This is a genomic window from Micromonospora sp. DT178 (assembly GCF_049841695.1).
Classification (GTDB): domain Bacteria; phylum Actinomycetota; class Actinomycetes; order Mycobacteriales; family Micromonosporaceae; genus Micromonospora.
Genome location: NZ_JBNCKV010000016.1, coordinates 175,647 through 187,374, shown reverse-complemented (window position 1 = coordinate 187,374; position 11,728 = coordinate 175,647). Strand labels below are relative to the sequence as shown.

The window sequence follows — 11,728 nt, the reverse complement described above, 5'->3', positions numbered from 1 at the left end:
GACAGGTCGATACGCGACTGCGCACCCTGCACACCATGCGGCACCAGCACGCCCATGTCCGGCTTGTCCGCCGCCACCGCCACAGCGGCGATCGGAGCCGCCGACTGCACCGACGGAGCCGCCTGGGCAGTCGCGGGACCGGCGAACACGCCACCGGCAAACGCCAGACCAGCAACACCAAGAACGCTCTTACGCAGAATCATGTTCATCAGAAACGCTCCATTCGGGGGTTGGCACCCGCACCGAGGGGGATCGGCTACGCGGATGCAAGCACCGTCCGGCGCCCATGAACTGCAAGGGGGAAACTCCAGCGGAACTGGAGGGATCTCCGGCATCACACCGAAGGAAAGATCAGATCGGCCCTACCGGCCCGATGCCCGGAAGAGGCCGGCTGTTTCGCGGGGCGGAGGACGCCCTCACGTTGGCTTGCGCGGGGCGGGGGGATGCCCTCACGTCGGCCGGACCATGTGTAACGACCGCCGGCCCGCCATCATTCCGGGCCCCGCCACACCATCCCATCGGGCGGCGCGGCCTTGCCTTGCTCGGTCGTACGCAGGGTGTAACGACCCCACCCCCGCCACGATTCCGCCCCCACGATGCCCCCGATCACACCCCCGAACCGGACACCCGCCTCATAGCGCGCACCCAAGGCGATCAATCACCGACACCCACCGACCAACAACCCCCGAAACCGGACAAGCGACGCACCGGATCCGCCCGCACGTCCGAGATCTTGGTAGGTAACGGCCCCCCAAAGGGCGCTTACCTACCAAGATCTCCCGAGCACCCGAGCACCCGGGCAGGCGGGCACCTGAGCGGGCGGGCGGGCACCCGAGCGGGCGGGCGGGCACCCGAGCGGGCAGGCGGGCAGGCGGGCATGCAGTTGCGACGCCCCATAAGGCGCAATTCAGGACACAGCACCAGCACAACTGCATGATCGACACGGCGGCGGTGGGCACGCCAAGCCACGCTCGTCGGACCGCGTCGCACCGGGTCCCGCAGCGGACGGGCGCGAGAGTGGGCACACAAGAACCCCCGGGCGCTGACATCATCTCCCGGTGCACGTGAAGATCCCCCGCGTTCCGCTCGTCGCTACCGTCGCCGCCGTGGTCGCTGCCGCGGCCCTCCTCGCCGCCCCGGCGCCGGTGCGTGCGCCGGCCAACGCCGGCATCGTCCGCGTCGCGGCAGGGGGCCGAGCCCCGCAGACCTCGCCCGCCCCGCGACCGACGACCTCGGGCCCCACCGCCCCGCAGCCGACGGCCACTGACCCCACCGCGCCCGCGGCGACGGTCCCCGGCGCGACTCCGGTCGGGACCAGGCCGCCCGTCGTCGACCACGGGCCGCGTACGGGGAACAAGGTGGCGCTCACCTTCGACGCCGACATGACGGACGCGATGCGGTACCAGCTGCGCAGCGGTGCGGTGCGGTCGTACGCGAACCTGAAGATCATCGACCTGCTGGAGCGGGAACGGGTGCCGGCCACCTTCTTCCTCACCGGCAAGTGGGTCGAGCAGTACCCGGACGTGACCCGCCGGCTCGCCGCGAACCCGCGCTTCGAGCTGGCCAACCACACGTACGGGCACCTGGCCTTCACCCCGGACTGCTACGGCCTGCCCCGCATCGCGGAGCGCGAGATGACCGCCGACGTGGCCCGGACGTTCGACGTGGTGGCCGCGTACGGGGGGCGGCAGACCCGGTACTTCCGCTTCCCTGGGCTGTGCCACGACCGTAGGGCGCTGGCCGCGCTGGCCCCGCTGGGGGTGACGGTGGTGGACGGCGACGTGGTCAGCGGCGACCCGTTCGCGAAGTCCTGGCGGCCGGTGGTGCGCGCCTCGCTGGACGGGGTGCGTCCCGGCTCGGTGATCGTCCTGCACGTGACGGAGGCGAACGCGCCGATGACGGACGAGGCGCTGCCGCACATCCTGGCCGGGCTGGCGGAGCGCGGTCTTGAGCCGGCCCCGTTGTCGGAGGTTCTCGGAGTGGGCTGAACCAGACTCGGCAAAACCCGCAAAAGCCTAAAATCGGGGCACGACTCTATAGGAGGTCACCGTGACCGCAGCAGTGGAGATGCCCCGCGTCCAGGAATGTGTCGTGGCGGCGTGCTCGTACAACCACACCAACGACTGCCACGCCTTCGCCATCACCATCGGCAGCCCGGACCACGCGCACTGCCACACCTTCATCGAGATGCCGGCGGTCCGTGGCGGGGTGGACGGCGGCATGACAGCGCAGGTCGGTGCCTGTCAGCGCGCGGACTGCCAGCACAACGAGCAGCTGGAGTGCCACGCGCCGTCGATCAAGGTCGGCCCCGACAACGACATGGCCGACTGCATGACCTACGTCAGCCGCTGACCGCGCCCGGGGCGCGCCGGGTCGGCGCGTACCCCCGGCGAGGCGCACCGCTCGACGGACAGGCCCCTGGCGACGCACGTCCTCGCCGGGGGCCTTCCTTCAGCGCAGGCCGTTGGCCTCCCGCACCACGGTGACCAGTTCGTCGATGATCCCGGTCAGGGCGAAGTCCTTCGGTGTGAAGACCCGGGCCACCCCGGCGGCGCGGAGCTGCTCCGCGTCGCCGGCGGGGATGATCCCGCCGACCACCACCGGCAGGTCCGGCCGGCCGGCGGCGCGCAGGCCGTCCAGCACCGCCGGCACCGCCGCCAGGTGCGAGCCGGAGAGCACCGAGAGGCCGACCAGGTCCACGTCCTCCTCCACGGCGGCGGCGACGATCTGCCCGGCGGTCAGCCGGATGCCCTGGTAGACCACCTCGAAGCCGGCGTCGCGGGCGCGTACCGCGATCTGCTCCGCGCCGTTGGAGTGCCCGTCGAGGCCGGGCTTGCCGACGAGCAGCCGCAGCCGGCCGCTGCCCAGCTCGCGGGCGGTGGCGGCGACGCGCTCCCGGACGGCGGCCAGGGTGGCGTCCCCGCCGGCCCCGGCGGCGCCGGTCAGGCCGGTGGGCGCCCGGTACTCGCCGAAGACCCGGCGCAGCGCGCCGGCCCACTCGCCGGTGGTCACCCCGGCCCGCACGCACTCCAGCGTCGCCGGCATCAGGTTCGTCGTGGTCGCGGCGTCCGCGTGCAGCCGGGCCAGCGCCGCGTCGACCGCCGCGTCGTCCCGACCGGCCCGCCACCGGCGTACGGAGGCCGTGGCCGCCGCCTCGACGGCCGGGTCGACCTGCTCGACCGACTCGGCGCCGGCGGCGGTCAGCGGCGACGGCTCGGTCTCGGTGAACCGGTTGACGCCGACCACCACGTCGGCGCCGGACTCGATCCGGCGGCGCCGCTCGGCCAGCGAGGCGACCAGCGCGCTCTTGAGGTAGCCCGTCTCGACGGCCGCGACGACGCCGCCCATCTCCAGCACCTTCTCCAGCTCGACCCGGGCCCCGGTGACGATCTCCTCGACCAGCGCGGTCATCACGTGCGAGCCGGCGAAGAGATCCGGGTACTCCAGCAGGTCCGACTCGTACGCGAGCACCTGCTGCATCCGCAGCGACCACTGCTGGTCCCACGGCCGGGGCAGCCCGAGCGCCTCGTTCCAGGCGGGCAGCTGGACGGCGCGGGCCCGGGCGTCCCGGGAGAGGGTCACGCCGAGCATCTCCAGCACGATGCGCTGGATGTTGTTCTCCGGCTGCGCCTCGGTCAGGCCCAGCGAGTTGACCTGCACGCCGTAGCGGAACCGCCGCTGCTTCGGGTCCTGCACCCCGTAGCGCTCGCGGGTGATCTCGTCCCAGAGCGTTCCGAAGGCGCGCATCTTGGCGATCTCCTCGACGAAGCGCACCCCGGCGTTGACGAAGAAGGAGATCCGCTGCACGACGTCGCCCATCCGCTCGGCGGGCACCTGCCCCGAGTCACGGACCGCGTCGAGCACCGCGACGGCGGTGGAGAGCGCGAAGCCGACCTCCTGCACCGGCGTCGCGCCGGCCTCCTGGAGGTGGTACGAGCAGATGTTCACCGGGTTCCAGCGCGGCATCTCGCGCAGCGCGTACGCGACGACGTCGGCGGTCAGCCGCAGCGACGCCGCCGGCGGGAAGATGTGGGTGCCCCGGGAGAGGTACTCCTTGATGATGTCGTTCTGCGTGGTGCCGGCGCAGCGGGACAGCTCCGCGCCCTGCTCCTCGCCGACGGTGCCGTAGAGGGCGAGCAGCCACATCGCCGGCGCGTTGATGGTCATGGACGTGTTCATGTCGGCCAGCGGGATGCCGTCGAAGAGGGCCCGCATGTCGCCGAGGTGCGCCACCGGTACGCCCACCCGGCCCACCTCGCCGGCGGCGAGTTCGTGGTCGGGGTCGTAGCCGGTCTGCGTCGGCAGGTCGAAGGCGACCGACAGCCCGGTCTGCCCCTTCGCCAGGTTGCGGCGGAAGAGCGCGTTGGTCGCCGCGGCCGAGCTGTGCCCGGCGTAGGTGCGCATCACCCAGGGGCGGTCGCGCTCGGGCAGCCGGCCGGGGAGAGCCTTCTCGTCCATGGCGGGAGTCTAAGTTACCGTTCAGTCACCAGAGCTGTGGAAAACCACACAGCTCCATGGAGCGGAAACCCGGGTGCGAAGCGCCCGACATGGGCGCGACCACCACACCCCGGCCGGCCCGCCGCGGCGACCAGGTCGCACACTTGACGCATGCATGACGAGCTGGCGATCTCCGTGCGAGGGCTGCGCAAGGCGTACGGGGACAACGTCGCCGTGGCGGGCGTGGATCTCGACGTCCACCGCGGCGAGGTCTTCGCCCTCCTCGGCCCCAACGGCGCCGGCAAGACGACCACCGTGGAGATCCTGGAGGGCTACCGGCGGCGCGACGCCGGCGACGTCGACGTCCTCGGCAGCGACCCGGCGCGTCCGGCCCCGGACTGGCGGTCGCGGGTGGGCATCGTGCTCCAGGGCACCGGCGAGTTCGACGAGCTGACGGTCGCCGAGGTGGTGCGCCACTTCGCCGGCTTTTACGCCGACGCCGACGACCCGGACAAGGTCATCGAGCGGGTGGGGCTGGCCGGCAAGGCGAAGGCCCGCACGCACACCCTCTCCGGCGGGCAGAAGCGCCGGCTCGACGTGGCGCTCGGCATCGTCGGCCGCCCCGAGCTGCTCTTCCTCGACGAGCCGACCACCGGTTTCGACCCGGAGGCGCGCCGGGAGTTCTGGGACCTGATCCGCGACCTGGCCGCCGCCGGCACCACCATCGTGCTCACCACCCACTACCTCGACGAGGCCGAGGCGCTGGCCGACCGGGTCGGCGTGATCGCGGGCGGCCGGGTGGTCGAGGTCGCCACCCCCGACCATCTGGGCAACCGGCGGGAGGCCCTGGCGACGGTCTCCTGGCGTACGCCGGAGGGGGCGCGGGAGACGGTGGAGAGCGCGACGCCGACGGCGCTGGTGGCGGAGCTGGCCGCGCGCTGCGGCGGCGAGGTCCCGGGCCTGACGGTGACCCGGCCGACCCTGGAGGACATCTACCTGCGGATGATCGGACACCGATGACCACCACGACGAAGCCGGCCGCGCCGGCCACCACGGCACCGGCCCGGCGGCCCGGTCCGGTCGCCCTCAGCCTGCGGCAGAGCCGGCTGGAGATCACCCAGTTCCTGCGCAGCCGGGAGTCCGTCGTCTTCACGATGGGCTTCCCGGTCATCATGATCCTGATCTTCGCGGCGATCTTCGACGACGAGATCGCCCCCGGGGTCAGCTACACCCAGTACTTCATCACCGGCATGATCGCCACCGGCCTGATGACGGTGAGCTTCCAGAACCTGGGCATCTGGATCCCGATCGAGCGGGACCGGGGGGTGCTCAAGCGCTACCGGGGCACGCCGATGCCGAAGTGGGTCTGGTTCGCCGGCAAGGTGATCATGGTGGTGGCGATCGGCATCGCCGAGACGGTGCTGCTGCTCGCGGTCTCGGTGGCGCTGTTCGACCTGGAGCTGCCCGGCACCGCCGCGAAGTGGCTGACCTTCGGCTGGGTGTCGGTGCTCGGCGTCACCGCCTGCACGCTCTGCGGCATCGCCATCTCGTCGCTGGCCCGCACCGCCCGCAGCGGCTCAGCGGTGGTCACCCCGGTCGCGCTGGTGCTCCAGTTCATCTCCGGCGTGTTCTTCGTCTTCACCGAGCTGCCGACCTGGATGCAGCAGGTGGCGGCGCTCTTCCCGCTGAAGTGGATGTGCCAGGGCCTGCGCTCGGTCTTCCTGCCGGAGGCTTTCGGCGCCCGCGAGCCCGGCGGCTCGTTCGAGCTGGACCGGGTCGCCCTGGTCCTCGTCGCGTGGTGCGTGATCGGCCTGGTGCTCTGCCTGACCACGTTCCGCTGGACGACCAAGCGCGACGGCTGACCCGGACGGGCGGCCCGCACCGCCGGCGGCCGGGCGACCCCGCTCAACCGCCGGCGGTGAGCGCGTCGCCGAGCGGCGTACGCCAGTAGAGCACCTCACGCCCGGACCGCCGCTTGCCGACGGCGCCCGCGTCCAGCAGCACCCGCAGGTGGCCGCTCACCGTGCCGAGGGACAGCCCGGTCACCACCCCGAGCTGCGAGGTGCTCAGCGGCGTGTCCAGCCTGGCCAGGATGTCGGCCCGGTTCGCGCCGATCAACCGGGCGAGCCCGTCGGGTGCCGGTGAGGTGGGATCGACCAGGATCCCGCGCACCGGATACACCATGCCGAACCGGGTCGGCCTGTCCCAGACCACCCAGCCCCGACGGCAGTGTGCGGGGAGGAAGACGAGTTGCTCGGCCTCGTCCAGCGACAGCGGCGGCTCCGGGTAGTCGTTGACCTGGAGCCGGCCGTCGCCCAGCCAGCGCACGTTGCGGTTGAGGTCGGCGAACACCCCGGCCCAGCCGCCCGTGCTCAGCGCGGCGGTGCGGGCCACGATGTCCGCCCGCAGCCGGCGTTCCCGCTCCGGCCACTCCGGCTCGACGGTGTGCGTCCAGACCCAGTCGAGGAGCTCCACGACCTGCCCGGTGAGGCCGTCGGCCAGCAACTCGGCGGCGAGCGGCTCCGGGCGGGTGGCGCGCAGGTCGGTCCGGATCCGCTCGTCGGAGAACCGCCCGACGGCCGCCAGCTCCGCCGCGAACGTCGGTTCCGGCGAGGCGGGCGCGACGGTGAGGAAGTCCGCGGTCCACCGGGGGTGGAACGACGCGGGCAGCAGCGCCCGGGCCACCGGCCGACCGGCCAGCATCCGTAGGAACGCCGCGACGTGCGGCTCCCGCCAGGCCCGCTGCCACGGGTTACGCGGGTGGTACAGCGCACGCAGCGCGGCGACCGTGTCGACCATCGGCGAGACCGTGAAGCGGCTGCGCGCGAGGAGATCCGACGGTACCTGCCAGACGGCCATGTTTCGCCTCCAGACGTAACTCTAGGAGATCCACCCGGCACCCCACACGCTCGTGCCCGTGAGAACGTACGCAGACCTGTTCGCGGTCCGGGAGTTCCGTAACCTGTTCCTGGCGAACTGCGCGGGGATCGCGGCGCACACGACGTCGGCACTGGCGCTGGGCTCGCTGACCTACGCGTCGACCGGCTCGGCGCTGCTCACCGCGCTGAGCATGTTCGGCGCGCCACTCGCCGGCGTGCTCGGCAGCCTGACGTTGCTGTCGGCCGCGGACAGCCTGCCGCCCCGCCGCTCGCTGACCCTCGCCGCCGTGCTGGTCGCCGCCGGGGCGGCACTCCAGGCCGTGCCCGGCCTGCCGCTGTGGGCCCGGTTCGCGATCATCTTCACCGGCGCGTACGTCGGCTCGATCACGTCCGGGGCCCGGTGGGCGCTGCTCACCGACATCCTGCCGGCCGACGCATACGTGCTGGGCAGGTCCACCATGAACACGAGCGTCGGGGCGATGCAGATCGCCGGCTTCGGGCTGGGCGGCGTCCTGTTGGTCTGGCTGGACCCGTACGAGGTGTTCCTGCTCGCGGCGGTACTGCGCGCGGTGGCGGCGGCCGTCGGGTGGTTCGGGATCTCGGAGCGCCCGGCCCGGACCACCGCCCGGACGACGGTCGGGCGCACGCTGCGGGTGAACCGGGAACTGTGGACGGATCCCGGCCGCCGCTCGCTCCTGCTCAACCTGTGGCTGCCGGGCGGCCTGGTCGTCGGCTGCGAGGCGCTGTTCGTGCCGTACGCCGGGGACCGGGCCGGCTTCCTCTACGCCGCCGCGGCCCTCGGCATGCTGGTGGGCGACATCGTGGTGGGGCGGTTCCTGCCGCCGGCCCGGCGGGACCGGCTGGTCCCCGCCCTGCGGCTGCTGCTCGTCCTGCCCTACCTGGCCTTCGTGCTGTCGCCGGTGCTGCCGCTGGCCATGCTGGTCGCGGTCGCCGCCTCGGTGGGCTTCGCCGCCGGGCTGCCGTTGCAGGAGCGGCTGATCGCCCACTCCCCCGCCGAGGTCCGGGGCCAAGTGCTGGGCCTGCACCACAACGGGATGCTGGCCTCGCAGGCGCTGTGTGCCGTGCTCGCCGGCACGGTCGCGGACCTGGTCCCGGCGGGCTGGGCCGTCGCGCTGCTCGCCGCGGCGGCGCTGGCGGCCACGCTGATGCTCACCGCCGGGCTGCGGCGGACCGCCCCCGCGCCGGTGGAGGCGGTCCGCTGAGCGGCCGGGGGACGTCGCGCCCCCGGCTGCCCGTCAGTACGTGTAGAAGCCCTTGCCGCTCTTGCGGCCGAGGTCGCCCGCGGTGACCATGCGCTGAAGCAGCTCCGGCGGGAAGAACTTCTCGTCCGCCGTGTCGGTGTAGATGTTCTTCGAGGCGTGCAGCAGCACGTCCACGCCGGTCAGGTCCGTGGTGGCCAGCGGGCCCATGGCGTGGCCGAAGCCGAGCCGGCAGGCGGTGTCCAGGTCCTCGGCCGACACCACGCCCGACTCGACGAGCTTGACCGCCTCGACGACCAGGGCCGCGATCAGCCGGGTGGTGACGAAGCCCGCGATGTCCCGGTTGACCACCACGACGGTCTTGCCGATCTCCTCGGCGAACGACTTCGCCGTGGCCAGGGTCTCGTCGCTGGTCTTGTAGCCGCGCACCAGCTCACAGAGCTTCATCATCGGCACCGGCGAGAAGAAGTGGGTGCCGACGACCGCCTCCGGGCGCTCGGTCACCGCGGCGATCTGCGTCACCGGGATGGCCGACGTGTTGGTCGCGAGCACCGCGTCGGCCTTGCAGATCTTGTCCAGCGCGCGGAACACCTCGTGCTTGATCTCCAGCCGCTCGAAGACCGCCTCGACCACGATGTCCGCGTCGGCCGCCGCCTCCAGGTCGGTGGTCGGGGTGATCCGACCCAGCGCCGCCTCGACCTCGGACGCCTCGATCCTGCCCTTCTCGGCGAACTTGGTCAGCGACTTCCGGATGCCGTCCATGCCCCGCCCGGTGGCCGCGTCGTCCAGGTCCCGCAGCGTCACCTGCCAGCCCGCCTGCGCCGCCACCTGGGCGATGCCCGAGCCCATCAGCCCGGCCCCGACGACCGCGAGTCGACCCGCCATCTGCTTCTCCCTCGCCTGATTGAGTGTCTGCCAGCACCCTAGTCGGCGAGCCTGAACGGATGCTAAGGCGTGTGGCCGAAGGTGACGGCCCGGGCGGGGTCCCCGCGCCTCGGCGGGCGAGGTGCCGGTCGGGCGCGGCGCGCTCAGATGGTGAGGTCCGGCTCCTCCGGTGCGGTGCCCCGCTCCACCTCGACCCCGAGCGCGCGCAGGTCGGCCGCGAAGTCCGGGTAGCCCCGGTCCACGTGGTGCACGTGGGAGACCTCGGTGACCCCCTCGGCGCAGAGCCCGGCGATGATCAGCCCGGCGCCGGCCCGGATGTCGGTGGCGCGGACGGGCGCGCCGGAGAGCCGGTCCCGGCCCCGGACCACGGCGTGGTGGCCGTCGGTCTTGATGTCCGCGCCCAGCCGCATCATCTCGTTGGCGAACATGAACCGGCCGTCGAAGATGTTCTCGGTGATCAGGGAGGCCCCGTCGCTGACCGCCGCCAGCCCGATCGCCATCGGCAGCAGGTCGGTGGCGAAGCCCGGGTACGGCAGCGTGACGACGTCCACGGCCTTCGGCCGGTCGTCCATCCGGATCCGGAACGCGTCGCCCCGGGTCTCGACCAGGCCCCCGGCGGAGACCAGCTTGTCGAGCGCGACCTCCAGGAACGCCGGCTCGACCCCGGTCACGGTGACGTCCCCCCGGGTCATCGCCGCGCCGAACGCCCAGGTGCCGGCGACGATCCGGTCCCCCACCGTGGCGTGCCGCACCGGCCGCAGCCCCGGCACCCCCTCGATGTGCAGGGTGGAGGTGCCGGCGCCGGAGATCCGGGCACCCATCTGGTTGAGCATCGTGCAGATGTCGACGATCTCCGGCTCCCGGGCGGCGTTGTCGATGACGCTCGGCCCCCGGGCCAGCACCGCCGCCATGACCAGGTTCTCGGTCGCCCCGACGCTGGGGAAGTCGAGCACGATCTCCGCGCCGTGCAGCCCGTGCGGCGCCGACGCGATCACGAAGCCGTGCTCCCCGGAGATCTCGGCGCCCATCCGGGTCAGCCCGGAGACGTGCATGTCCAGGCCCCGCGAGCCGATGGCGTCGCCGCCCGGGTGGGCCACCCGCACGTGCCCCCGGCGGGCCAGCAGCGGGCCCAGCACGCAGATCGAGGCGCGCAGCCGGCGTACGAGGTCGTAGTCCGCCTCGGCGCCGGGCTGCTCGGGCACGTCGATGACGACCGACCGGGACCGGGCCACCCCGCCGTACGCGACCATCGGGTCGACCGGGTCGTCGACGTCGAACCGGACGCCGCAGCCGAGCCGGCGGAGCACCTCGCCCATGATCGCGATGTCGGTGATCCGGGGCACGTTGGTGATCACGCTGCGGCCCGGCGCGAGCAGCGCGGCGGCCATCAGCTTCAGCGCCGAGTTCTTGGCGCCCACGACGTGCACCGAGCCGGCCAGGCGCGCGTCGCCGCGCACCCGGATGACGTCGAGGTCGTGGACCGCCGGGTCACCGGCGTCGCCGGGCCCCACCCCCGCCGTCCGGACGGCGGTGCCGCCCGGACGCTCCGGGATCGTCAGGTCCGGTATCCGTAGGCTGTGCGTCATGGCCGTCCACCTCACGCGCATCTACACCAAGGCCGGCGATGCCGGCATGACCAGGCTGAGCAACAACGAGCAGGTGCCGAAGACCGATCCGCGCATCTCCGCGTACGCGGACGTCGACGAGTGCAACGCCGCGATCGGCGTGGCGCTCGCCCTGGGGCAGCTCGACGACGAGCTGCGGGCCGTCCTGGCGTCGATCCAGAACGACATGTTCGACGTGGGCGCCGACCTGGCCACCCCGGTCGAACCCGATCCGAAGTACCCGCCGCTGCGGGTCACCGAGGCGTACGTCGAGCGTCTGGAGGGCTGGTGCGACGAGTACAACGCACGCCTGAGCAAGCTCGACTCCTTCATCCTCCCCGGCGGCACCGCGGGTGCGGCGCTGCTGCACGTGGCGCGGACGGTCGCCCGACGCGCCGAGCGGGCGGCGTGGGCCCTGGTCGCGCACGACCCCGAGCGGACCAGCGCGCTCCCGGCAAAGTATCTCAACCGGCTTTCCGATCTGCTCTTTATCCTGTCAAGAACGGCAAATCCGGACGGAGATGTGCTATGGGTGCCGGGCGGTAACCGCTGACCACGCGGCCCTCGTGCCCACCGGAGACCCCGGTGGGCACGCCGCACCACGTCGAGGTCCGGGTGCCCGATCTGAGCGCCGCTACACGCGGCGGGGGCTGGCCGCCGGACAGCCGGCGTCACGAGGTCGAACTCGTGGCCGCGGAGGACC

Annotated in this window: 10 protein-coding genes and 1 pseudogene; 6 read left to right on the top strand and 5 right to left on the bottom strand. The window is 72.8% G+C overall.

The features are described 5' to 3' along the window. Positions 1 to 209: pseudogene (locus ACLQ22_RS25400) on the bottom strand (hypothetical protein); the annotation flags it as partial. Positions 210 to 1,058: 849 nt separating this feature from the next. Here ACLQ22_RS25400 and ACLQ22_RS25395 point away from each other — a divergent pair. Further along, a complete protein-coding gene (locus tag ACLQ22_RS25395) occupies positions 1,059 to 1,988 on the top strand; it encodes a polysaccharide deacetylase family protein (protein WP_425694512.1) in 930 nt (309 codons plus the stop codon). A 61-nt stretch (positions 1,989 to 2,049) separates the two neighbouring features. Next, on the top strand, positions 2,050 to 2,352 hold the full coding sequence (locus tag ACLQ22_RS25390) for a DUF1540 domain-containing protein (protein WP_425694511.1): 303 nt from the start codon (positions 2,050 to 2,052) through the stop codon (positions 2,350 to 2,352). Positions 2,353 to 2,451: 99 nt separating this feature from the next. Here ACLQ22_RS25390 and ACLQ22_RS25385 read toward each other — a convergent pair whose 3' ends face one another. Further along, the gene (locus tag ACLQ22_RS25385; RefSeq protein ID WP_425694510.1) at positions 2,452 to 4,458 is read right to left on the bottom strand and encodes a protein meaA; all 2,007 of its coding nucleotides are present in this window, start codon (positions 4,456 to 4,458) and stop codon (positions 2,452 to 2,454) included. 150 nt (positions 4,459 to 4,608) lie between these two features. Between ACLQ22_RS25385 and ACLQ22_RS25380 the strand changes: the two genes are divergently transcribed. Together ACLQ22_RS25380 and ACLQ22_RS25375 are read left to right on the top strand one after the other, a co-directional pair. Beyond that, on the top strand, positions 4,609 to 5,457 hold the full coding sequence (locus ACLQ22_RS25380; RefSeq protein ID WP_425694509.1) for an ABC transporter ATP-binding protein: 849 nt from the start codon (positions 4,609 to 4,611) through the stop codon (positions 5,455 to 5,457). Next, positions 5,454 to 6,299: an ABC transporter permease gene (locus ACLQ22_RS25375; protein WP_425694508.1), complete on the top strand. Its 846-nt coding sequence runs from the start codon at positions 5,454 to 5,456 to the stop codon at positions 6,297 to 6,299. The genes ACLQ22_RS25380 and ACLQ22_RS25375 overlap by 4 nt, the downstream gene beginning before the upstream one ends. 43 nt (positions 6,300 to 6,342) lie before the next feature. Here ACLQ22_RS25375 and ACLQ22_RS25370 read toward each other — a convergent pair whose 3' ends face one another. Then, a complete protein-coding gene (locus ACLQ22_RS25370; protein ID WP_425694507.1) occupies positions 6,343 to 7,296 on the bottom strand; it encodes an ArsR/SmtB family transcription factor in 954 nt (317 codons plus the stop codon). A 58-nt stretch (positions 7,297 to 7,354) separates the two neighbouring features. Between ACLQ22_RS25370 and ACLQ22_RS25365 the strand changes: the two genes are divergently transcribed. Beyond that, entirely contained in the window at positions 7,355 to 8,539 is a 1,185-nt protein-coding gene (locus ACLQ22_RS25365; RefSeq protein ID WP_425694506.1) for an MFS transporter, read from the top strand. A gap of 33 nt (positions 8,540 to 8,572) precedes the next feature. On the opposite strand, the gene ACLQ22_RS25360 is transcribed toward ACLQ22_RS25365, so the two are convergent. Both ACLQ22_RS25360 and murA read right to left on the bottom strand, forming a co-directional pair. Beyond that, on the bottom strand, positions 8,573 to 9,421 hold the full coding sequence (locus ACLQ22_RS25360; RefSeq protein WP_121399583.1) for a 3-hydroxyacyl-CoA dehydrogenase family protein: 849 nt from the start codon (positions 9,419 to 9,421) through the stop codon (positions 8,573 to 8,575). A gap of 143 nt (positions 9,422 to 9,564) precedes the next feature. Next, a complete protein-coding gene (gene murA, locus ACLQ22_RS25355; protein ID WP_425694505.1) occupies positions 9,565 to 11,007 on the bottom strand; it encodes a UDP-N-acetylglucosamine 1-carboxyvinyltransferase in 1,443 nt (480 codons plus the stop codon). Between murA and ACLQ22_RS25350 the strand changes: the two genes are divergently transcribed. Next, complete coding sequence (locus tag ACLQ22_RS25350; RefSeq protein WP_425694504.1) at positions 11,006 to 11,578, top strand: cob(I)yrinic acid a,c-diamide adenosyltransferase; 573 nt, start codon at positions 11,006 to 11,008, stop codon at positions 11,576 to 11,578. The two genes, murA and ACLQ22_RS25350, sit on opposite strands and share 2 nt — an antisense overlap. The last annotated feature ends 150 nt before the right edge of the window (positions 11,579 to 11,728 follow it).